General features: G+C 53.6%; 21 protein-coding genes, 1 pseudogene and 1 riboswitch. Of the genes and pseudogenes, 19 read left to right on the plus strand and 3 right to left on the minus strand.

Annotation, left to right across the window (positions count from 1 at the left end; all coding sequences use genetic code 11):
• The first annotated feature begins 539 nt into the window (after positions 1 to 539).
• Positions 540 to 1,607: a hypothetical protein gene (locus DYE26_RS02250; RefSeq protein WP_036621864.1), complete on the plus strand. Its 1,068-nt coding sequence runs from the start codon at positions 540 to 542 to the stop codon at positions 1,605 to 1,607.
• Between the two features lie 148 nt (positions 1,608 to 1,755).
• Here DYE26_RS02250 and adhP read toward each other — a convergent pair whose 3' ends face one another.
• Both adhP and DYE26_RS33985 read right to left on the minus strand, forming a co-directional pair.
• On the minus strand, positions 1,756 to 2,781 hold the full coding sequence (adhP, locus tag DYE26_RS02255) for an alcohol dehydrogenase AdhP (RefSeq protein ID WP_036621866.1): 1,026 nt from the start codon (positions 2,779 to 2,781) through the stop codon (positions 1,756 to 1,758).
• Between the two features lie 763 nt (positions 2,782 to 3,544).
• Entirely contained in the window at positions 3,545 to 3,643 is a 99-nt protein-coding gene (locus DYE26_RS33985) for a MerR family DNA-binding transcriptional regulator (protein ID WP_230877047.1), read from the minus strand.
• A gap of 94 nt (positions 3,644 to 3,737) precedes the next feature.
• On the opposite strand from DYE26_RS33985, the pseudogene DYE26_RS02265 reads away from it, so the two are divergent.
• The 18 genes and pseudogenes from DYE26_RS02265 to DYE26_RS02350 all read left to right on the plus strand — a co-directional run bounded on the left by DYE26_RS02265 (position 3,738) and on the right by DYE26_RS02350 (position 21,304).
• Positions 3,738 to 4,585 (plus strand): annotated as a pseudogene (locus tag DYE26_RS02265) (SDR family oxidoreductase).
• A 249-nt stretch (positions 4,586 to 4,834) separates the two neighbouring features.
• Positions 4,835 to 5,030: riboswitch (FMN riboswitch) on the plus strand.
• Positions 5,031 to 5,352: 322 nt separating this feature from the next.
• Complete coding sequence (ribD, locus tag DYE26_RS02270; protein WP_036621868.1) at positions 5,353 to 6,462, plus strand: bifunctional diaminohydroxyphosphoribosylaminopyrimidine deaminase/5-amino-6-(5-phosphoribosylamino)uracil reductase RibD; 1,110 nt, start codon at positions 5,353 to 5,355, stop codon at positions 6,460 to 6,462.
• 23 nt (positions 6,463 to 6,485) lie between these two features.
• The gene (gene ribE, locus DYE26_RS02275; protein ID WP_036621870.1) at positions 6,486 to 7,172 is read left to right on the plus strand and encodes a riboflavin synthase; all 687 of its coding nucleotides are present in this window, start codon (positions 6,486 to 6,488) and stop codon (positions 7,170 to 7,172) included.
• 28 nt (positions 7,173 to 7,200) lie between these two features.
• Entirely contained in the window at positions 7,201 to 8,439 is a 1,239-nt protein-coding gene (locus DYE26_RS02280) for a bifunctional 3,4-dihydroxy-2-butanone-4-phosphate synthase/GTP cyclohydrolase II (protein WP_036621875.1), read from the plus strand.
• A 59-nt stretch (positions 8,440 to 8,498) separates the two neighbouring features.
• Positions 8,499 to 8,972 carry a 6,7-dimethyl-8-ribityllumazine synthase gene (gene ribH, locus DYE26_RS02285; RefSeq protein ID WP_036621876.1) on the plus strand — a complete coding sequence of 158 codons (474 nt, stop codon included), beginning with the start codon at positions 8,499 to 8,501 and terminating at the stop codon, positions 8,970 to 8,972.
• Positions 8,973 to 9,050: 78 nt separating this feature from the next.
• Positions 9,051 to 9,872 carry a segregation and condensation protein A gene (locus DYE26_RS02290; RefSeq protein ID WP_036621877.1) on the plus strand — a complete coding sequence of 274 codons (822 nt, stop codon included), beginning with the start codon at positions 9,051 to 9,053 and terminating at the stop codon, positions 9,870 to 9,872.
• Positions 9,841 to 10,473 carry an SMC-Scp complex subunit ScpB gene (gene scpB, locus DYE26_RS02295; RefSeq protein ID WP_036621878.1) on the plus strand — a complete coding sequence of 211 codons (633 nt, stop codon included), beginning with the start codon at positions 9,841 to 9,843 and terminating at the stop codon, positions 10,471 to 10,473. The genes DYE26_RS02290 and scpB overlap by 32 nt, the downstream gene beginning before the upstream one ends.
• A 201-nt stretch (positions 10,474 to 10,674) precedes the next feature.
• Positions 10,675 to 11,355, plus strand: coding sequence for a DUF2953 domain-containing protein (locus DYE26_RS02300; RefSeq protein WP_036621879.1), 681 nt, complete (start codon positions 10,675 to 10,677; stop codon positions 11,353 to 11,355).
• On the plus strand, positions 11,328 to 11,843 hold the full coding sequence (ytfJ, locus tag DYE26_RS02305) for a GerW family sporulation protein (RefSeq protein ID WP_051985382.1): 516 nt from the start codon (positions 11,328 to 11,330) through the stop codon (positions 11,841 to 11,843). The genes DYE26_RS02300 and ytfJ overlap by 28 nt, the downstream gene beginning before the upstream one ends.
• Before the next feature lie 124 nt (positions 11,844 to 11,967).
• A complete protein-coding gene (locus tag DYE26_RS02310; protein WP_036621882.1) occupies positions 11,968 to 13,170 on the plus strand; it encodes a D-alanyl-D-alanine carboxypeptidase family protein in 1,203 nt (400 codons plus the stop codon).
• 64 nt (positions 13,171 to 13,234) lie between these two features.
• Entirely contained in the window at positions 13,235 to 13,870 is a 636-nt protein-coding gene (locus DYE26_RS02315) for a nucleoside recognition domain-containing protein (RefSeq protein WP_036621883.1), read from the plus strand.
• Positions 13,871 to 13,876: 6 nt separating this feature from the next.
• Positions 13,877 to 14,410: a spore maturation protein gene (locus tag DYE26_RS02320; protein ID WP_036621884.1), complete on the plus strand. Its 534-nt coding sequence runs from the start codon at positions 13,877 to 13,879 to the stop codon at positions 14,408 to 14,410.
• Positions 14,411 to 14,544: 134 nt separating this feature from the next.
• On the plus strand, positions 14,545 to 15,294 hold the full coding sequence (locus tag DYE26_RS02325) for a pseudouridine synthase (RefSeq protein ID WP_036621885.1): 750 nt from the start codon (positions 14,545 to 14,547) through the stop codon (positions 15,292 to 15,294).
• 312 nt (positions 15,295 to 15,606) lie between these two features.
• On the plus strand, positions 15,607 to 16,134 hold the full coding sequence (locus tag DYE26_RS02330; protein WP_036621886.1) for a redoxin domain-containing protein: 528 nt from the start codon (positions 15,607 to 15,609) through the stop codon (positions 16,132 to 16,134).
• 18 nt (positions 16,135 to 16,152) lie between these two features.
• Entirely contained in the window at positions 16,153 to 17,829 is a 1,677-nt protein-coding gene (resB, locus tag DYE26_RS02335; RefSeq protein WP_036621887.1) for a cytochrome c biogenesis protein ResB, read from the plus strand.
• A complete protein-coding gene (gene ccsB, locus DYE26_RS02340) occupies positions 17,826 to 19,088 on the plus strand; it encodes a c-type cytochrome biogenesis protein CcsB (RefSeq protein WP_036621888.1) in 1,263 nt (420 codons plus the stop codon). Before resB ends, ccsB begins: the two co-directional genes overlap by 4 nt.
• Positions 19,089 to 19,150: 62 nt before the next feature.
• The gene (locus DYE26_RS02345; RefSeq protein ID WP_036621890.1) at positions 19,151 to 19,867 is read left to right on the plus strand and encodes a response regulator transcription factor; all 717 of its coding nucleotides are present in this window, start codon (positions 19,151 to 19,153) and stop codon (positions 19,865 to 19,867) included.
• Positions 19,868 to 21,304 carry an ATP-binding protein gene (locus DYE26_RS02350; protein WP_036621891.1) on the plus strand — a complete coding sequence of 479 codons (1,437 nt, stop codon included), beginning with the start codon at positions 19,868 to 19,870 and terminating at the stop codon, positions 21,302 to 21,304.
• A gap of 82 nt (positions 21,305 to 21,386) precedes the next feature.
• Here the strand turns inward: DYE26_RS02350 and serA are convergent, their stop codons facing one another.
• Positions 21,387 to 22,976 carry a phosphoglycerate dehydrogenase gene (gene serA, locus DYE26_RS02355; RefSeq protein ID WP_036621892.1) on the minus strand — a complete coding sequence of 530 codons (1,590 nt, stop codon included), beginning with the start codon at positions 22,974 to 22,976 and terminating at the stop codon, positions 21,387 to 21,389.
• Positions 22,977 to 22,997: the final 21 nt, after the last annotated feature.

Consider the following 22,997-nt stretch of genomic DNA (forward strand, 5'->3'; position numbering starts at 1 on the left):
GAGGCAAAGAAGAAGACAAATTCAGAAGAAGGGGATATAATTGGGCAAGGTAGATATATTTGGAGTAGGGGATATGTCTGAGATAGGTGGGCATGTTTTCTTCCGCTCCGGGTAGGCTCAGCCGACGCCGTCCGGTGTACTCGTTTAGGTACTTCTGCAAGTGCTTCAGTCCCAAAGCTACATACGTACCCTTCAGCGATTCTCATGCCTAGTACTCTACTCAAGCCGGAAATCTCGCTTGAACCGCCTCATTTATTCCCTAAACTCTTTTTCTTTATCCCGTCACAGCCCTCACCCCCCTGCCCCCCTGAACGAAAGGGATAATCGTGCAAGCAGCATGCAGGGACACTAAGATATGAACGATGTATAAGATTTTAATTTTGGAGATGAAAATTTGCCCTTTTTCAACAATGGGATGGGGAAAATGAAAGATTTTTCAGTATGATGCATGAGAATAAAAAAGATTGTAAGTTGAAGATTAACAAACTGAATAAAGCAAATCCCTCAGCCGATGAGGAAATAATAAGGAAGATACCGTTTTGAAAAAATTATTAACTGTACTAATTTGTGCATTAACTTTAATAGGGTGTAATCATGAATCCAGTATTATTGAACCAAATGCAACTGATCCCGAAAGCGAAACAAAATCAGTTTCGCCGATAGTCTATAAAACTTTTGCAAATGAAGAATTCACCATCCAATATCCGGAGGATTGGGATGAGTTCGATATCACTATATTTAATAACCCCATGATCAAAATGGCTGTGAAAAACAATAATTCTGAAAATTCGTTTGCTGACAATATCAATGTGGTAGTCGAACCCAACAATTTCTCGAGCATGTCGGCCAAAGATATTGCAGAGTATGCCGTAGAAAATTTAAAGCAAAATCAAAGTGCTGCGGGGATGGATAATTTTAAGAAGCTGAAATTCGAGGATAAAATGTTCTTTAGTAGGGATGCAGGTATTTTAATATGTGAATACAAGCACAGCGCTACTGGCGCCCAAGTTATTTTGACTCAGTTTATTGTACCGCTAGAGTCAAATATCTACACAGTTTCTATCTCTTTATCAAATGATTCTTATAAATCGATCGGAGAAGATTTAGTCAAAAATGTATTTGGGTCGTTCGTGGTCAGCGATATAGAAAAGAATGCCGAGGAGAGTCAAGCAGCGTCTCAAAATCAAGCAACTAACGGTTCTTATGAATGGAACCTTGCTGATGAAAACCCAGAGACGAATGGAAATGTTATCATTGCTTTAGATTACTTAATTGAGTCTGGACCATTAACGGAAGGCAGTCATGAAGATATTGCCAAAGTTTTTAAGGCTCCGTGGGATTATTATGGAAAGCCCATTGCCTTTGAAGGAATCGTTAGTTTAGTCCAAGACTACCCACCTGAATCTGAAACTTTTTTACGTTCAGAAGTATTACTGTCAACTGAAGATAACACTATTATAGATATACTTTCAACAGTTCCAAGTGGTAACTTAAAAGAAGATGACGCAGTGTCGATTAACGGATTGGTCGTCGGAAGAATGGAAGTAGAAAATGCAATCGGCGGCACCTTTACCCACCTTATTGTTATCACAAATAATCTGGAGTAACTAACTTATCTCATTGATGCGCAGCTTGTGAATAATATCTAAACTTAAACGTTGGCTGGACCATGAAGATTTGCAGTTAGCGGTGATCGTCCGAATCGAGCTGCAAAAGAAACAGGCTATGGTGCTCTAGAGCCTGTTTCTTTGGATTCTATTGGGAAGAAGAGGTGAAGTCAATGACCATACGGCCCTGGATTTTGCCTTCCTCCATCTCCTCAAAGATATGGTTGATGTCCTCAATCGGACGTTTGCTGACGATCGGCACGACTTTGCCTTCCGCGGCGAAGCGGAAAGCCTCCTTCAGGTCTTCGCGGGTTCCAACCAGGGAACCGATGACCTGAATACCGTCCAGAACGAGACGGGGAATGTCCAGGTCCATCTTGTCCGTCGGAAGGCCTACGGCTACAACACGAGCGCCTGCCTTGACCACGTCAATCGCCTGGTTGAACGGCTTCTTGGCCACGGCGGTAACGACAGTGGCGTCAAGGCCGGCTCCGTTGGTCAGCTCCTTGGCTTTGTCGGCCGGATTCTCCTTCAGGCTGTTCACGGCATAATCCGCACCGACACTAAGCGCCAGCTCCAGCTTCTCGTCGCTAATATCGAAAGCCACTACTTTGGCATTGAATACGTGCTTCGCGTATTGCACGGCGAGGTTGCCCAAGCCGCCGATACCGAAGATGCCAATCCACTGTCCGGGCTGGATGCCGCTGACCTTAACCGCCTTGTAGGTCGTCACCCCGGCGCATGTGACGCTGGTCGCAGCGGCCGGGTCGAGCTGCTCCGGTACTTTGACCGCGTAATCCGCCCTGACGATGCATTGCTCCGCCATCGCGCCGTCTACGGTATATCCCGCATTTTTGACCTCTCTGCACAGCGTTTCCCGGCCTGTCAGGCAATATTCGCAGCGTCCACAGCTCTCGAACAGCCATGCGATGCTGACCCGGTCTCCAACGCGCAGGTTCGTGACCCCTTCGCCCAGTTCAACGACTCTGCCGATGCCTTCGTGGCCCAGCACCCGGCCCGTTACGTCGCCGAAGTCCGCGTTTTTAACGTGCAGATCGGTGTGGCATACCCCGCAGTATTCCATTTGGACCAAAGCCTCGCCGTGCTTTAGGGGACGAAGCTGCTTGTCCTCGATATGGACGTTTTGATCCTTCGTGACAACTGCTGCTTTCATGATCATAAATCTCCTTTGGCTGATATCGTTGGTATCACTGCTTCATACAGAGACTACCCGATATCATTCGAATTCTGTTTTGGAAATATACCTTAAGAATAAGAACATATATGGTTACCCCGTAATTGATATGAATTATCAACTACGGGGTAACGGGGGCAATTCCATAGCAATTTTTATCGGCAATTAAGTTTAGAGAGTAAAACAAAGAATGTTTCTTTATTGAGCTGTCTTTCCCATATTGGTGAACCTGTGATGAGATTCTCACTCGGAAACTTGGTTTAGCTTGCGTAGAAGCAAAGCCAGAAGGGCACCGACAATCCCCAGCCCAAGCAGTTAATGGAGGAGGGGGTAGTCACAGGAGTTTGCCGTAAAGTGGATCCGTGTTATCCCCAGCAGTATGAAAGCTATTGTCTAACGTATATTGAACCTTTGTTTAATCCAAACCTTGGAGAAAGTACGAGCTCTTACGAAAGATGAGACAAAAATTTAGGAGAAGAAAGAATGTAAGTCACTTCATTAAGCCATCGGGAAACGATGGCTTATGCCATTAATTATCCATTTCAAACAAAGCCATAAGCAACTCAATCGGAAGAACTGGCATACCAAGTCCTTTGCATCTCTTGAACTTTTTGCGGATCGTCCATGAGTAGAGTCTTGTACTCCAGCATCTTGTTAAGGGTGTCCAGCATTTGGTCGTATTCTTTCTTCTTGCTTTCCGCTCGACAGCCTCTTCCGAATAGTTACGGTAATTGTTGCTTTCTCACCGGACATGCCGAGCATCCAGCAAGCCTTCCTTTTCATAAAAGCGGATCGTATGGATCGTTAATCCCATCTTGTCCGCCAGTTCCTGAATTCTCATGATCATTTCTCCTTTGGGCCGCTTGCCCTAGAGTTCACTTCATAGTTTATACTTAACACGTTCAAGCAGTCAACTCATGAAGGAGGATATCATTATGCATGTTTTTGTTACAGGAGCAACAGGGTATGTCGGTTCCGCAGTTGTCCGGGAACTGATCGGCGCGGGACATACAGTAACGGGTCTTTGCCGTTCTGAAGCGCAGGATTAAAGGCAGCGGGAGCTGAAGCGCTATACGGCACGCTGGACGATCTCGATACTCTGCGCAGCGCCGCTGCAGCTGCGGACGGCGTGATTCATCTGGCGTTCACCGGCGACTTTTCCGACTTTGAAGCTGCGCTGGCTCTGGATTTGCGGGCCGCCCAAGCCATGGGGGCGGCGCTCGAAGGCTCCGGGAAGCCGTTTATTACCACGGGTCACCCTCACGAAAATGGACATACCGTGGACGATGCCGTGCTCGCCATGGCAGAGCGGGGTATTCGGGCATCCATCGTCACGCTTGCACCGACCGTGCACGGCGAAGGCGATAGGGCCCTTGTGCCGATGTTGATCAACATCGCCCGGGAGAAGGGCTTCGCCGCCTACATCGGCGACGGAATGAACCGCTGGCCGGCGGTTCACCGTCTGGATGCGGCGGTTCTGTACCGACTGGCGCTGGAATCCGCCCCGGCGGGCTCACGGCTGCTTGGCGTCGGCGATGTAGGCATTCCGTTCCGCGAGATCGCCGAGGTCATCGGGCGGCAATTGAACGTGCCGACGGTTAGCATCACACCTGAAGAAGCAACCGCCCATTTCGGCTTTCTTGGCCCCATTGCGGCATTCGACATCGCAGGCGTGTTCAACACTGCGCAGGGGAGTCTGGCAACACGGGAGCTTCTGGGCTGGAAACCGGTGCAGCCCGGACTGATCGCCGATCTCGAAGAAGGGCATTATTTTGGGGTGTAGAGATTAAAGTGAAATTATTGATCCGTATGCAAAGTGGAGACGGCGAGATGAACCGATAAATAAAGAAAAAATGAGGCGGCAAGAAACTGATTAAAGTTCCAAGAGACCCGTTCTTTCGGTGGCTGTAAGGCACGGATAATTCAGACATGTAATTTAATTTGGGGATGGGAGTTGTTGCATTTTTTATTTTGTGGTGGTAACATTACCGCAGAGCCTATGACATGTCATAGGACCACAACCAAATAAGCTACAATCCTTCGGGGCAGGGTGAAATTCCCTACCGACGGTGATGGCTGAAACGGATAGCGGCGATTTTCGCCGGTCGGTATTAATCCCCTCCGTTTCAAGCACGAGTCCGTGACCCGCGAAGCGCTGAACAAGCGCAAGCGGCTGAGCCGGTGCGATTCCGGGACCGACAGTATAGTCTGGATGGGAGAAGGAAAACGCGAAAAAACACGCACGTTTTAGTTATTCTTTATTATTTACTATTTCGGTGTGTTTGCAACCAAAGAGCTTTTTGTATTTCAAGTTCCGCATTTCACAAAGTTTAGTTGCGCGATGAAATGACGGCTTGAAAATACGGCGTCTTTAGGCTACCCGTCTTTTTGGCGGTATTGTCTTTGCCGTCCGCTCTTTTGGCTTGCGTCTTGCGTAGGATAACTCTCATACAACCCTGCCGGATTGGTTTCGGCAGGGTTATTTGGTTTTGTTTGGGGTTTTGGTTTGAGATTTATGTGATTTTGGATTTCGGCGGGAGGCGAGAGGCAATGCAAGTGATCGACGATGAATACTACATGGGGCTGGCCCTGGATATGGCCGAGCGGGCCCAAGGCCAAACCGGCGTCAACCCGGTGGTCGGCGCGGTGGTCGTAAAAGACGGCGCGCTCGTCGGCCTGGGGACGCATCTTGAGCGCGGCACGCCGCACGCGGAGGTTCACGCGCTGAACATGGCCGGAGCGAACGCCAAGGGCAGCACCGTTTACGTCTCGCTGGAGCCCTGCAGCCATTACGGTTTGACGCCGCCTTGCGCCGAGCGGCTGATTACCGAGGGGGTCAAGCGGGTCGTGATCGCCTGCGAGGATCCGAATCCCCAGGTTGCCGGCAGGGGCATCGCCATGCTCCGCGATCAGGGGATTGAGGTAAAGGTGGGCGTGCTCCGGGAAAGGGCCGTGAAGATCAACCGGAAGTTTATCAAATTTATTACGACGGGGCTCCCCTACGTCACGGTCAAAACGGCCAGCACGCTCGACGGCAAAATCGCCTCCCGCACCGGGGACAGCAAATGGATTTCCAATGAAAGCGCGCGGGAAATCGTGCATACGATGCGGCACCGGCATCAGGCGATTATGGTCGGCGTCTCCACCGTCGTTGCCGACGATCCGCAGCTCACAACCCGGCTTTCCGTTCCGGGGCTGTCGCCGGTCCGGTTGATCGTCGATTCCACGCTGCGGATTCCCGAAACGGCCAAGGTGCTGCAGGATCATGCGGCCCCGACGATCCTGCTGACGACGGAGCGGGCCGATCCGGCCAAGGCGGAGCTGCTAACAAGCCTGGGCGCCGAAGTGATGCGCTGCGGAAACGGGCCGCAGGTGGACCTCAAACTTGCCCTGGAACAGCTCGGAGCCAAAGGCATCTCGTCCGTGCTGGCGGAAGGCGGCGGCCGCTTAAACGGCTCGCTTTTGCAAAACCGGCTTGTGGATGAAATCGTGTTGTTTTTTGCCCCCAAGCTAATCGGCGGCGGCCAAGAGGCGGCGGCGAATTTCAGGTTTGCCGGCTTCGATTTGATGCGGGACGCCGTCACCTTGCGGGATATGGAAATAACGCAAATCGGAGATAATGTGTGCATCCGGGGTTATCCGGTTTGGAGCGAAACGTAAATGAACCAGAGGAGGGAAAAGAGATGTTCACGGGACTTATCGAGGAAATCGGAACGATGAAGTCGATCGGCCGCAAGGGAGAGGCGATGCTGCTGGAAATCTCCGCGCAGGTGGTCAGCGAAGATATCAAAATCGGGGACAGCGTCGCCGTCAACGGAGTCTGTCTCACGGCCACCGCCGTAGGCGCCGCCTCCTTTACGGTCGATGTGATGCCGCAAACGTACCGGAATACGAATTTGAAAGATTTGAAGCCGGGCAGCCGGGTCAATCTGGAACGGGCGATGGCGGCAAACGGGCGCTTCGGCGGCCATATCGTTCAGGGGCATGTCGACGGCGTCGGGAAAATCGTCGGCACAGGCCGGGACCAGAACGCGGTCGTATACGAAATCGCACCGCTTCGATCTTCTTTGTTCAAATACATCATTCCCAAAGGTTCGGTTACGGTGGACGGCATCAGTCTGACGGTCGTGGAGGCCGGGAGCGGGAAATTTGCCGTTTCGATCATCCCCCATACCCTTTCCGAGACGGTGCTTGCGTTTAAACGCCCGGGAGATACGGTAAATGTGGAATGCGATGTGCTGGGAAAATACGTGGAGCATTTGCTGAAATACGGAAGAAATCACGGCGAACCTGAGGATGAAGGTCCCGGCAGCCCAACCGGCCAATCCGGAATCGATCTGCCGTTTTTGACCGCCAACGGTTTTGCCTAAAGTTTGTTGAAACAGGAGGGGAAAAAGAATGAGCGAGATACGATTGGACCGTGTGGAGGATGCGATCTACGAGTTAATGCGAGGCAAAGTTATCATCGTCGTGGACGATGAAGACCGGGAGAACGAAGGGGACTTCGTCGCCCTGGCGGAAAAAGCGACGCCGGAAGTGATCAATTTTATGATCACGCAAGGGCGCGGGCTCGTCTGCCTGCCGATCACGCAGGAGCGGGCCGAAGAGCTTGATTTGCAGCCGATGGTTGCGCAAAATACCGATTATCACGGGACGGCTTTTACCGTGTCCATCGACCATGCAAATACGTCGACCGGGATTTCCGCCTATGAACGTTCGCTTACGGTCAAAGGGATTATGGACCCGAACGCGAAGCCGGCGGACTTCCGGCGGCCCGGCCATATGTTCCCCCTGATCGCCAAAAAAGGCGGCGTGCTCCGGCGCGCGGGCCACACGGAGGCCGCGGTCGATTTGGCCCGCATGTGCGGCTCGTATCCGGCGGGGGTCATCTGCGAGGTGATTAAGGAAGACGGGACGATGGCCAGACTTCCGGATTTGGCCGAGATCGCCAAAACGTTTGATCTGAAGCTGATCAGCATCAAAGACTTGATTCATTACCGCAACGAAAAGGAAAAGCTGGTCAACCGCGAAGTCGAAGTGCGGATGCCCACCGATTACGGCGAATTCCGCGCGGTCGCTTATACGAACGAGGTTGATTCGAAAGAACATGTGGCGCTGGTTAAAGGCGAAATCAACAGCACTGAGCCGGTGCTCGTCCGCGTTCACTCGGAATGTCTGACCGGCGATGTGTTCCATTCGCATCGCTGCGATTGCGGCCCGCAGTTTGAAGCGGCGCTGCGGCAGATCGAGGAAGCGGGGAACGGCGTACTGCTGTACATGCGCCAGGAAGGACGCGGCATCGGGCTGATCAATAAACTGAAAGCCTATAAGCTGCAGGAAGAAGGTTACGATACGGTCGATGCCAATCTGAAGCTCGGTTTTCCGCCCGATCTCCGCGATTATGGGATCGGCGCGCAAATCCTGAAGGATTTGGGCGTGCGGAAAATCCGCCTGCTGACGAACAACCCGCGCAAAATCAAAGGCCTGGAGGGATACGGCCTGGAAGTGGTCGAGCGGGTGCCGATTCAAATGAAGGAAAACGCCGATAACGCCAAGTACTTGCATACGAAGCAGACGAAGCTCGGCCACCTGCTGAAGTTCGACGATCTGGAGCAAGACGAGTCGCCCCGGGTCTGACAGGCCGGCGGACGAACCGCTAGCGATTTTCATTCCAATAATGAAAGGTATGATTCGATATGGTTAACGTAAACGTATTTGAAGGGCATTTAATATCGGAAGGGTTAAAATATGCGATCGTCGTGGGGCGCTTCAACGAGTTTATCACGAGCAAGCTGCTGTCCGGCGCGCTGGACGCGCTGAAGCGGCACGGCGCCAAGGACGAGGAAGTCAGCGTCGCCTGGGTGCCGGGCGCATTTGAAATTCCGTTTGCGGCTCAAAAACTGGCGGAAAGCGGCAAATACGACGCGGTCATCACGCTGGGCACCGTTATCCGCGGCTCCACCTCGCACTACGATTACGTCTGCAACGAAGTCGCCAAGGGCGTCGCGGCGGTTGGCCTGAAAACCGGCGTTCCGACGATCTTCGGCGTTTTGACGACGGAAAATATCGAGCAGGCGATCGAACGCGCCGGCACCAAAGCCGGAAATAAGGGGTGGGACGCGGCGATAACGGCGATCGAGATGGCAAACTTGACGAAACAGCTAAAATAGTGCTTATTTAATGTAGTACTCTAATCGACGTTAGGGTACTACTTTTTTCATTTTTAAGGTAAACTTATTTACATATGTATGGTTACGGGTGGAGGATGTTCATTGACGACAGTATTGTACAAGCTGGAAACCTTCGAGGGGCCGCTGGATCTGCTTTTGCATTTGATCGACAAGGCGGAGATCGACATTCAGGATATTTCCGTCAGCGAAATTACGGATCAGTACCTCGAATATTTACAAGACATGCAGGAGCTTGAGCTCGAAGTGACGAGCGAGTTCCTGGTGATGGCGGCGACGCTGCTGTCGATGAAAAGCAAGATGCTGCTGCCCAAGCCGCCCGTAATCGAATTTGACGATGATTTCGATTATTTGCTGGAGGATGACGAGGACCCGCGGGAAGAGCTGATCCGCAAGCTCATCGAATACCGCAAGTATAAGGAAGTCGCCGGGCATTTGCACGAGCGCGAATGGGAGCGGAGCCTGATCTTCTCGAAGGAGCCCGAGGATTTAACTCCATTTATGCCCGAGGTGGTGGAGAATCCGGTCAAAGGACTGCACGCCGCCGATTTGATCGCCGTGTTCCAGAAAGCGCTGAGACGGGCGGCCAAACGAAATACGGTAGCGCGAATCCATCGGGATGAAATATCGGTCAAGGACCGGATCAAGGAAGTGGTGTCGGCCCTTCAGGAGTTGGGGAGGGGCGGAAGACTGCTGTTTTCGAAGCTGCTGCATGACGGGATGTACCGGCATGAGATCGTCGTAACCTTTTTGGCGGTGCTGGAGCTGATGAAGATGAAGCAGATCGTTTGTTACCAAAACAGATTGTTTGATGATATTGTCATGGAGTGGAGAGGGGAAGGAAACATCGATGAATTTTCAGGAATTGAAATCGATTATTGAGGGGTTGCTGTTTCTGGCCGGGGAAGAAGGCCTCAGCTTGAAACAGCTGGCCGAGGTAACCGAGCAGCGGCAGGAACTCGTCGCCGACGCGCTGGAGGACATGAAGTCGTCGTTCGAGCGGGCCGGGAGAGGGCTGCAGATCGTGCAGATCGCGGGCAATTATCAGCTTGCGACGCTGCCGGAGCACGTTCCTTATTTCGAGCGGCTGGCCTACTCTCCGTCCCGTTCTTCCTTGTCCCAGGCCGCGCTGGAGGCGCTGTCGATCATCGCCTACCGGCAGCCGATTACACGGGTTGAAATCGAAGAGATCCGCGGCGTGAAATCGGAAAGGGCTATCCATACTTTGGTGAATAAGGATCTGATTGAAGAAGTAGGACGTGCGGATGCGATCGGCCGTCCGATATTGTACGGGACAACCAAAGCGTTTCTGGATTATTTCGGACTGGCCAGCCTGGACGACTTGCCGGATTTGGCCGATTTCGAAAGTCCGGAACAGCTGGAGGAAGAGACGCAGCTGTTGTTTCAAAAGCTGGAGGAGCAGCAGCTGACCTTCGACGACGTGGACGGCGAAGAAGGCGCCGGATCCAAGGAAAATTTTTGAATGCAGGCCGTTTGGAAGGTGGCTCCACCTTTTGAACGGCCTGTTTTGACAGGAATACCCATCCCTTCAATCGCTCAAATGTAGAAGTCAGAGCCATAAAAGAACGCCGTCAGGCGTTTTTCTTAATTCGCGAATTTTTTCCTGTCCGGGAAGGCATACTACCATGGAGAATTTTATTTGATAGGTATGGAGGGCTTTCCCGTGTGGATTTGGCTCGGAGGCATCCTGATCCTGCTGCTGCTCATCATTTTTTTGATTTTGATATCCAAAGTCCGCCTGCGTTTGTTCATCCGGAAAGTAAACGATGACGATACGATAAAGCTCGATATTACGATGCTTTACGGGCTGTTATCCATGCACTATCAGGTGCCTTCCATCCTGCTGAAAAACTGGCGGGCAGGACTGGAGATCGAGCAGGAGCGAAGCGAAAACATGATTTTTGATTCGTCCGACAGCAAGCGGGACGTCAACAAGGATAAGGTGAATTCGTGGATCGATGATTTGGATCGAATGATAAAGGCGACGAAGGGGTTTAAAAAATGGCTGAAAAAGACGCTGCGCCGGGTTACTTTTCAAGGATTGGAATGGTCCACAAACGTCGCGCTGGACGATGCCGCCCATACGGCGACCTTAACGGGAGCGCTTTGGGGACTTAAATCGACGCTGGTCGGATGGTTGACCCGCCATATCTCTTTACAGCAAAGACCCAAGCTGTTTGTCGTTCCTGTATTCGGCGGCAAGCCGTTATTTACCACGGAACTCAGCTGCATAGCGGAAATTCGCTGCGGTTATGCTATATATGCAGGACTGGTACTTATAGTTCGCGTGTTAAAAGTGAAGGGAGGAGTGAAAAAATGGCTGAACATCCTATCCAAGGGTTAATGCAAACGGCGATGGAAAACATCAAGGAAATGGTGGATGTCAATACGATCGTAGGCGAGCCGGTGCAAACGGCGGACGGCGGCGTCATTTTGCCGATCAGCCGCGTCGGTTTCGGATTTGCCGCCGGGGGCAGCGATTTCAACGTGGACGAAAAAAACGGTGCTTCCCATGAAGGGGGCAGACTTCATCCGTTTGGCGGCGGCAGCGGCGGCGGCGTTTCGATTAATCCGATCGCCTTTCTCGTCGTCGGAAAAGCGGGCGTTCATATCGTTCCATTGGACAACCAAACCCATCTGGTGGAAAGAATCATCGATTCTGTTCCGGGGCTCATCGACAAAATCCAATCGATGTTTCCGGGCAACGGCACCGCAAATGCAGGCATGATGATGGGCCAAACCTTTCAGGCCGCGCAAGCCCCTCAGACCGCTCAAGCCGGCATGAACGAGCCGAATGTGAACCCTGCCCCTGCCGTTAATCCTTTCGCCTGACCGACCGATCCTTTCCGGGACCTCCGGGAGGGGTCTTTTTTTGGCGGAAAGCTTGGACATACTCCCTCTTTCCGCCGCATATAGTTAACCAAGAACTCGCTACATATTACCGGAGGAATCTATGATGAGGAATTTATCACGATCCCGCGCGCTGAGAAGCTTCTGCGGAAAGGTGGCGGGGATACTGATTTTGCCGCTTCTGTTGCAGACCGGAACGGTTCAGGCCGCTCCTGCCGCGGCCGAGCCGCAAATTCACGCTCAGGCGGCGGCGTTGATCGATGTGACATCGGGGCGGATTTTATACAGCCTTGAAGGGGACAAGGAGCTGCCGATCGCAAGTTTGACCAAAATCATGACCGCCATCGTCGCCATTGAGCACGGGAAGCTGGAAGATACCGTCACCGTGGGGAGAAACGCTTACGCCAAAGAAGGGTCGTCTTTGTATTTGCGGTTGGGCGAAGAGATGAGCCTGGAAAATATGCTGTACGGGCTGATGCTCCGTTCGGGCAACGACGCCGCCACGGCGATTGCCGAGCATGTCGGCGGCTCCGAGGAAGGCTTCGTATACCTGATGAACGAAAAAGCCAAATTGCTGGGCCTGGCGCATTCGCATTTTCAAAATCCGCACGGTTTGGATGCGAAAGGCCACTACTCTTCGGCGAACGATTTGGCCAAGCTGACCGCCTACGCGCTCAAAAATCCGCAGTTTAAGGAAATCGTCCGCACGCCGAGCAAAAAGGCGCCGAATCCGAACGACCCTTGGGACTATAAATGGCTGAACAAAAACAAAATGCTCCGTTTCTACGAAGGGGCGGATGGCGTGAAAACCGGGTATACGAAAATCGCCAGACGCTGCCTTGTCAGCTCGGCGACCCGGGCCGGCCAGCAACTGGCGGTCGTCACGCTAAACGACGGGGATGATTGGAACGATCACCGGAAGCTGCTCGATTACGGGTTCGCGAATTTTCCGCTGACGAAAATTATCGAGGAGGGCCAAACGGTACAAAGCGGTTTGATTACGGGAACAGGCTTCAGTTACCCGCTGGCCAAAGGGGAACAGGAGAAAGTCGAAAGAAGGCTGAAGCTCAGCTCGCCGGCCGCCGCCTCGTTTGGCTATCGGGGAAAAATCAGCGTGATGCTGGACGGCAAAGAAATCGGCGCCGTTCCCGTTTATGAACAAGGGACGGACCGGCAGACACCGGGCCGGACGGCCGATACCCGGGGGGCCAAAGATTCGGGCGGGGCGTATGCCAACCGGGTAAAATTCCCGGAAGCCTGGGGCGGAACGTTCAAAAAAGTAATCCAAACCCTGCTGCTGGCCGATTAATGCGGCTGCCTCATGCAGGGAAGGCTATGGGAAGATATATATTGGGCAGAGGAGGGGAAACCATTTGGTCAATAAAATATGGCTTGCACTTATTCTGATCGGATTTTCGTTTGCGGCGGCCAAAGGGGAAATCGGGACGGTGACGCAGGCCGCCTTCGACGGGGCGGCAACGGGGGTTACCGTCTGCTTCGGACTAATCAGCGTACTGGTGTTTTGGCTTGGCATCATGCGGCTGGCGGAGGATTCCGGCCTCGTCAAGGCGATTTCGCGCCTGCTCGGTCCGGTGGTCGCCTATCTGTTCCCGGACGTGCCGAAAAACCATCCGGCCATGGGATACATTTTGTCCAACATGAGCGCTAATTTGCTGGGCCTAGGCAACGCCGCCACGCCGATGGGCATCCGGGCGATGCAGGAGCTGCAGCAGCTCAATCCCGACAAGGAGACGGCGTCGCCGGCGATGTGCACGCTGCTGGCGCTGAACACCGCGAGCATCACGCTGATTCCGACGACGCTGATCGCGATCCGCATCAATTTCCAATCGGCGAATCCGGCCGAAATCGTCGGCTCCACCTTGCTCGCTACCGCGATTGCCACTGCGGCCGCCATTGTGGCGGACCGCTGGTACCGGAGGCGAAGCCTGCGCAGGACGCCGCCCCAGGCCCCCCCGACCACACCGTCTGCGACTTTGCTGGAGAGGTGATGCCGCTTGCTGGATTGGCTTAACGTGGTATCCGCTTGGGCGGTGCCGGTAATGATCGCTTTTATACCGTTATATGCTTATTTAAAAAAAGTGCCTGTCTATGAATCATTTGTTGACGGGGCCAAGGACGGTTTCTCCACCGCGATCGGCATCATCCCTCACCTCGTAGGCATGATGGTGGCGATCAGCGTGTTTCGCGCTTCGGGGGCGCTGGACGCGCTGGTCGGCTGGATGGCGCCGCTGCTCGCGCGGCTGAACGTGCCGCCCGAGGTGCTTCCGCTCGGTTTCCTGCGGCCGTTGACCGGAACGGGATCGCTCGCTTTTACGACCGATCTGATCAAAACGTACGGCCCGGATTCGATGATCGGCCGCATCGCCTCGACGATTCAAGGAAGCACGGACACGACGCTGTATGTGCTGACGGTTTATTTCGGCGCGGTCGGCATCAAAAACGGCAGGTATGCCTTGAAAGTCGGGCTGTTTTCCGATGCGGTCGGATTTGTGGCCGCGATCGCCGTTTGTTTAGTGCTGTTCGGATGATTAGACGATTATATGAAGCCAGGGCCGTTCATGGCGTTTTCCAAGCCGCTGTGGGCGGCTTTTTTCTGTACGTGCGGCGGCTATTGTGATTTTGTGCGTCTATGGGTATCATGTGTATGAGGTGACTATTGATCATGGAAAGATTACAGAAAATATTAGCCGGTGCGGGCGTGGCTTCCCGCCGTAAATGCGAGGAACTGATTTTGAGCGGCAAGGTGCAGGTGAACGGCGAAACCGTCACGGAGCTGGGCACCAAGGCGGACCCGGCCGCCGACGTCATTACGGTGGACGGCAAACCGATCGGCGCGGAAAAGAAGCTGTATCTCGTATTCAACAAGCCGAAAGGAGTTATTACGAGCGCGGCGGATCCGCAAGGCAGAAAAATCGTCACCGATTATTTAAAAGGCGTCAAGGAGCGGGTTTATCCGGTAGGACGGCTTGACTACGATACCGAAGGGCTGCTGCTCCTGACCAATGACGGGGAATTCGCCCATTTGCTGACGCATCCGAAACACCATGTGCCCAAAACGTATCATGCCACGGTCAAAGGGGTGCCGCACGGCGATGATTTGGAAAAGTTGAAGAAAGGAATCATGCTTGAGGACGGCATCACGGCTCCGGCCGAAGTAGAGTACCATGACGTCGATCCGGAAGGGAAGTTCGCCACCATTTCCATCACGATTCATGAAGGGCGAAACCGTCAGGTGCGGCGCATGTTCGATGCGATTTCTCACCCCGTGTCCAAGCTGAAGCGGATTTCCTTCGGCGATCTGTACCTCGGCAATTTGAAGCGGGGGCTGTACCGCCACTTGACCAAAGAAGAGGTCGACGGCCTCTACAAGCAAGCCCGCAGCGCCTCCCCCACCTCCCCCAAGCGCAAATAGTGCGTGAATGAAACGGCGGTAAAGGCAAGAGGGTGAAATGATTCTGAAGAAGCGGCAGCGTTCGCCTTTGTGAGCGGATTTCTACAGCTTGTGAATTTACATGATCAAAGAAATCCGCGAACAACAGCGATCGTAAGAACATTTCACCCGGCTGCCCCTATCCGCACGATCATTTCGAACCGCACTTTTGCGCGTCACATAATATTCATATTTCCCAAGGCTGAAATTGTGGCAATTTTCGTTATAATGTTCATAGAGTGTTCACGATTTGTTCAACACTTTATGATTATGTTCATAGAAAGGAAGTTTTCGATGGGAAAGGCAAGACGGCCGATTCAGATCGTGATCTTAATGCTGATCGTTATCCTTGGCGGTTATGCGATCAGCAACGCGGTGTTTGGCGACGACTCCGGCAAGCCCGTCGTAGGAGAGAAGCCGCCGGCGTTCAAGCTGCTGGGGCTCGACGGCAACGTACATACACTTGGCGATTACAAAGGCAAAGCGGTGGTCATCAATTTCTGGGCGACCTGGTGCACGTATTGCGTCAAGGAAATGCCCGCTTTGCAGACCCAGTGGGAAAAGTGGAAGGATCAGGACGTCGTCATCCTCGGGATCAATACGGGGGAGGACAAGATGACCGTGGAAAACTTCGTCAAGCAGACCGGCGCCGGATTTCCTATTTTATTCGACAGCGACAACACGGCGGTGCGCGATTATGGGATCGTGCCGATGCCGACGACGTTTTTTGTGGACAAAAAAGGCAAAATCGCCTCCATCCATCAGGGAGAGCTGAATCTTGACACCCTCGACGATCAAATTGCTCAGTTGGTTAACCCTTGATAGGAGAGGAGGGGGAAAATGGCGTTCATCGAAAATACAAAATGCGAATGCGGCCACCAGAACCGGGTCGGCACCGTACTATGCGAATCTTGCGGAAAACCGCTGCAGGATGACGGAGCTCCCGGAGAGTTGCTGGAAATGCGCTACGACGGCGTGGCCAGAAGATCGCAGCGGGCCAACCCGAACTTTATCGACCGGATATGGAATTTTTTCTCCTCGGTGAAAGTCGCGGTTTATCTGATCATCATCACCCTGATCGGCGCCAGCCTCGGCACGATATTCGAGCAGGAAAGCAATTTTATCAATTTCAATCCTTCCACCTTTTACAAAAATAAGTACGGAACGATCGGCGAGATTTACTACAGGCTGGGCTTATCGCACACGTACGAATCGTGGTGGTTCATTCTGCTGCTGGTGATGATCGGGGCCTCCCTCGTCATTTGCAGCCTGGACCGGGTGCTGCCGCTTTACAAAGCGCTTTCAAAACAGAAGATCCGCAAACATCCGGAGTTTTTGACCCGGCAAAAAATCGTCTACCAGGGCCAAATCGGCGAGGACGGCAAGGCCTGGGTCCAGCGGGCGGTCCAGCCGCTCCGCAAAAAACATTACCGCGTCCATACGGACGGGGATGCGCTGCTCGCCGAAAAACAGCGGTTCAGCCGCTGGGGGCCGTATGTCATCCACATCGGGCTGATTGTTTTTTTGCTGGCCGTATTGTTCCGCGGGCTTCCGGGACTGCACATGGACAAACATTACTGGTTCCCGGAGGGGGAAATCACCCGGATTCCCGATACGAACCTTTATTTGAAGAACGAAAAATTCACGGTGGAATATTACAACGAGGACGAAATGTCGGAGGACTTCAAAAAGACCGGCAAGATCGTCCCGAAGCTGTACGAAACGCAGGCCGTGCTGTACGAATGCACCGCCGATTGCGACGATCCCTCGAAGCAGCCGCAGCTCAAGGAAGTGGAGCGGCATGCGATCCGGGTCAACGACCCGCTAAGCTATAAAGGCCTGAAGGCGTATCAGTTCGACTTCGATCTGACGCCGAAGCTGCGCTCCGTGCAGCCGGTGCTGGTGGACAAGGGGACGGGGGAGCAGTACGGGAAATTCAAGCTGGAGATGAAGAATCCGCAGCGCGAATTTAAGCTGGGGCCTTACACGCTGGAGCTTCAGAACAAATACATGGAATTTTCCTTGAATGAACAAGGGCAGCCGGTCTCCTTGTCCGGGGAGCCGAACGCGCCGGCCTTTTTATTTTTGGTCAAAGGTCCGGATTTGCCCAAAGAAGGCGCGCAATACATTTACTTCCCGAAACAGGTCGACAAGGAACGCTTCCAGCAGGATGCGATCAACGAGAAGCTGGGCGGTTTGCAGAACAAGCTTACGCTTGATGTCCTCGGGATGGAGGATGTCGATTTCATCAGCGCCTCCAGTTACCTGAACATCCGCGTCGACCGGGCGATGCCCTTTGTCTGGCTGGGGCTGGCGATCGTCATGCTCGGGCTCGTTCTGGGATTCTACTGGCAGCATCGCCGGATTTGGCTGCGCGTGGACGGCGGCAAGCTGACGCTGGGCGGCCATACGACGAAAAACTGGTTTGGCATGCGCCGCGAAGTGTCCGCGTTCCTGAAAGCGATGGGCATCGATGTGGATGAGAAGTCATTGGAAAACGGGGGGAAACGTCCATGATATTTTTGGAAATCAGCCGGGCAGCTTTTATGATCGCATTTTTCCTGTATTGCGCTGCCTTTATTTTTTATATCGTTGCCGTGACCGGGAAAACGTGGAGAAACCGCGACCCGAAGCGGCATGAGCAAAAATGGGGCCGCATCTCGTTTGCGGCCTCCTCGTTGGGCCTCGTCTCGCATTTAGTCTATTGCGGAACGCGCTGGGCCTACAGCGGGCATGTGCCGGTCAGCAATATGTACGAGTTCATGACGTTTTTGTCGATGATGATTATGATCGCCTTTACGGTCGTCTTTTTGATCTACCGCAAAATTTTGCTCGGCGTGTTCGCGCTTCCGCTGGCGATTATCATTATGGCCTATGCCGCCGTGTTTCCGCAGGAGGTTCAGCCGCTGATTCCTTCGCTGCGCTCCATTTGGCTGTATATCCATGTCACGCTGGCGGCTACGGGAGAATCTTTTTTTGCCGTCGGCTTTATCGCCGGATTAATGTATTTGCTGCGGGTCATCGACTTTAGAGGAACCGATAAATCCGCGCGCCGGCAAAAACGGTGGATTGAATTTACGTTTTTTTCGATTATGATAGTAGTGGGCTTTCTTGTTTCCGTATTCGCTTTCCGGGCTGCCGGATATGAAGCGGTGTTCATACAAAATGAGACAAAGATTGACAGCCAAGTACAAGGGGATAGTACAATAGGAAAAGAAGTTTATCAACTTCCGCCGATCGTAGCACCGTATCATAGCGAACCTGAGCAAATCAAACCGTTTTTGGGAATGGCGCAGCCTTTGTTCGAGGCCCCTTCCTGGATGAACGGCGCCAATGCCGGACGCAAGCTGAATACGATCATCTGGGCAATATTAACGGGAGCGGTGCTTTATGTACTGATTCGTGCGCTCCTTCGCAAACCGCTGGCTCAGGCGCTGACTCCGGCGGTGCGGGCCATCGATCCGGACGACCTGGATGAAATCAGCTATCGGGCGATCGCGATCGGGTTTCCGATCTTTACCCTGGGCGCGCTTGTGTTTGCGATGATCTGGGCGCAGCAGGCCTGGGGAAGATTTTGGGGTTGGGATCCGAAGGAAGTATGGGCCCTGATTACATGGCTGTTCTACAGCGCGTATCTGCACCTTCGTTTATCGAGGGGCTTTCAAGGCCGCCGGGCTTCCTGGCTAGCGGTTTTGGGTTTCCTCGTGGTCATGTTCACATTGGTAGGGGTTAACCTGGTTATCGCCGGCCTGCATTCTTATGCGGGCACCGATTAAATAGCAGCAAATCAAATGGAAGCTCACGCGCAATAGGTAAGAAGATGAAGGGGTTGTTGTTAATGTCAGATGAAACGAACCGCATTTTGGTAGTCGACGATGAGGAAAGAATCCGCCGGCTGCTTAAAATGTATTTGGAAAAAGAAGGCTACGACATCGATGAGGCCGAGGATGGCGAAACGGCTTTGAAAAAAGCGACGGTCAACGACTACGGGTTGATCGTGCTTGATGTTATGCTGCCGGGAATCGACGGGGTCGAAGTTTGCAGCCGCCTGAGACAGATCAAATCGACGCCGGTGCTGATGCTGACGGCCAAGGGCGAGGAAATCAACCGGGTTCAGGGATTTGAGGTGGGCGCCGACGATTACGTCGTCAAGCCGTTTAGCCCCAGAGAGGTGATTTACCGGGTGAAAGCGATCATGCGCCGGGCCTCGGCGACAGCCTATTTGTCCAAAGAAAGCGGGACTAGCAACAATATCGTGTTTCCTCATCTCGTCATCGAGCATGACGCTCACCGGGTTACGGCAAGCGGCCAGGAGGTCAGCCTGACGCCTAAAGAATATGAGCTTCTGCATTATTTGGCGGTTTCCCCGGATAAAGTGTTTTCCCGGGAGGAACTGCTGAAGGACGTCTGGAACTATGAATTTTTCGGCGACCTGCGGACGGTCGACACCCACGTAAAGCGGCTGCGGGAGAAGCTCAACAAGGTTTCGCCGGAAGCCGCCGCGATGATCACTACCGTATGGGGCGTGGGCTACAAGCTGGAGGTCGCGAAGTAAGTGAATTTCTGGAGAACGCTGGTCGGCAAGCTTTGGATCACGATAACCTGCCTCGTTGCTTGCGTGTTGATGTTGATGGGGTTGTTTCTGCTGCCTTACATCGATACGAATTTCACCAATTCCGGAGCCGTGAAGAGACTGTTTGTCATCGTCGCGATGATCGGGTTCTCGCTTACGACGTTTTTTGCGTTGTTTCTGTTCACAAAAATCACGCAGCCGATGCAGAAGCTGATTCAGGCTACCGATTCGGTGCGCAAAGGCAAATACGATACCCGTCTTTCGCTGAGAACGAGCGACGAAATCGGTGAATTGGCGATTGCGTTCAACCATATGGCGGAAGAGTTGGAAAATACGATCCGCAGCCTCAGGCACGAGAAGGAGCATTTGTCCAGCGTGCTGCGCAGCATGAATGACGCGGTCATTACGCTGGACCGGGAAGGCGCCGTCATCTTGACGAACCCGCCGGGGGATCAAATCCTCAGCATGTGGGGAGATTTGGATGAAGAAGACGCCCGCTTCGAAATAGGCGGAGAAGACGCCGGGGGAAGGTTGGCGCCGCAGCCGCTGCTGCAGATGTTTCGCCGGGTGCTGGACCGGGAAGGCGACCAGCGGATGAACGTGCATGTCATGAAAGGCGTGTGGTCGGTCCATATGGCCCCCTTGTCGTCGGACGGGGAAATCCGCGGCGCGGTCGCCGTCCTGCGCGACGTTACCGAAGAGGTGCGCCTGGAGAAGATGCGCCGGGATTTTGTGGCCAACGTCTCGCACGAAATCCGCACGCCGCTGTCGATGATGCAGGGGTACAGCGAAGCTTTGCTGGACGGGATGGCGGCTTCTCCCGAGGAAAGCGCGGAACTGGCGCGGGTGATCCATGAGGAATCGCTGAGAATGGGCCGGCTTGTCCATGATCTGCTCGACCTTGCCCGGATGGAAGCGGGGCATATCGATATGGACAAGCGGCCGGTCGATTTTCGCGGGCTTGCCGAGCGGGTGTACCGCAAGTTCATGGTCCGGGCCAAAGAGCATGGCATCGATCTGAAGCTTGAGTTGGGCGAAGGCCCGCTTTGCCTGGAAGCGGACGAAGACCGGATGGAGCAGGTGCTCACCAATCTGCTGGACAACGCTTTCCGGCATACGCCGGAAGGGGGGACGATCGGCATTTCGGAGGCCATCCGGAACGGCGAGCCCGGCAAAGAGCTGCACATTTCGATTAAGGACAGCGGGGTGGGGATTCCAAGCGACGATCTGCCGTTTATTTTCGAGCGTTTTTACAAGGCGGACAAAGCCCGGGTGCGCGGAGAGAACGGGGGAACGGGACTGGGCCTCTCCATCGTGAAGAACATCATCGACGCCCATCACGGTTCGATTCGCGCCGAAAGCGGCGTCGGCAAAGGCACCGTTTTTCACATCGCGCTCCCTGTCGAAACGGGACAATAATCGTAAAAAGAAAAACATCCTTCGCAAGAGAAGGATGTTTTTTTGTTGAATACCGCAGATAAATCTTGTTCACCGTGGAACATTATTCAAAAATAATTTGCAGCGCCTTATTCAGTTCGGGCAGCTTCGTCAGATCGTCAAGCACTTCTTTCGTCACGGCCTTGTCCACCGTCAATACCATGATCGCTTCCCCGCCGACCAGCTTGCGGCCGACCTGCATGGAGGCGATATTGACGTCGTTTTTGCCGAGCAGGGTGCCGACGTTGCCGATAATCCCCGGTTTGTCATTGTGCGAAATGAAGATCAGATGCCCTTCCGGAGCAACGTCGACCGGGAACTTGTCGATTTGCACGATGCGGGCTCCGTAACCGTTAAGCAGCGTGCCGGCGATCCGGCGTTCCGCGCCGTCCTGCGTTTTCAGGGTGGCGCTGATCAGGTTGGTGAAGCCTTTCGTCGCCGAAGCCTGGGACACGACAACGTTAATGTCGCGGACTTTCGCCAGATGCATGGAGTTGACGATATTTACGTCGCTGCCGAAATGGCGGGACAATACGCCCTTGATGATGTAGCGCGTAAGCGGCTGCGTATCCACCTCGGCCAGGTCGCCGGCGTAATCGACGTGAATTTCTTTGACCGCCTGATTGTTAAGCTGGGACAGGAACACGCCGATTTTTTCGCCAAGCTCGAAATAAGGCTGCAGCTTGTTCATAACGCTAGGTGCGACAGGCGGCATGTTGACGGCGTTTTTAAACGGCTCGCTGCGCAGAATATGCAGCACCTGCTCCGACACGTCGATCGCAACGTTTTCTTGAGCCTCCACCGTGGAAGCGCCAAGGTGAGGCGTGACGATGATTTTCGGATGGTGCAGGAAAGGATGATCCGCTTCCGGCGGTTCTTTTTCGAAGACGTCAAAGGCGGCGCCGGCCACGATCCCTTGATCGATCGCTTCAACCAGCGCCTGCTCGTCGACGATGCCGCCGCGGGCGCAGTTGATGATCCGCATGCCTTTTTTCATCACTTCAAATTGCGGACGGGCGATCATATGCTTGGTTTCCGGCGTCAGCGGCGTGTGGACCGTAATAAAGTCGGCGTTTCTAACGATGTCGTCGACCGTGGCCAGCTTGACCCCAAGCTTCTCGGCGCGATCTTCCGTCAGGAACGGATCGTAGCCTAAAATCTCCATCCCGAACGCCTTGGCGCGTTTGGCCACCTCGCTGCCGATCCGGCCCATGCCGAGCACGCCCAGCGTTTTGTTGCGCAGCTCGACGCCGAGGAACTTGCGGTCCCACTGGCCCGAGATCGTTTTGGCGTAGGCCTGCGGGATATGGCGGGCGAGCGCCATCATCATGGCGAAGGCGTGTTCGCAGGTCGTGATCGTGTTGCCGTCCGGCGCGTTAATCACGATGATGCCGCGTTTCGTGGCGGCTTCCAGGTCGATGTTGTCGACCCCGACTCCTGCGCGGCCGATCACCTTCAAGCGGGAAGCGGCGGCCATGATTTTTTCGGTGACCTTCGTTTGGCTGCGCACCAGCAAACCGTCATACTCGGCGATGATTTGTACAAGCTCGTCCTCGCTGAGTCCCGTTTTCTTCTCGACCGCGATGTCGTCTGCATCCATCAGCTGCTGAATCCCCATATCGCTGATCGGATCCGATACTAAAACTTTAAACATGTTTGAACCTCCTAAAAGTTT

Origin of the sequence: Paenibacillus macerans (assembly GCF_900454495.1) — a bacterium.
Lineage (GTDB): Bacteria > Bacillota > Bacilli > Paenibacillales > Paenibacillaceae > Fontibacillus > Fontibacillus macerans.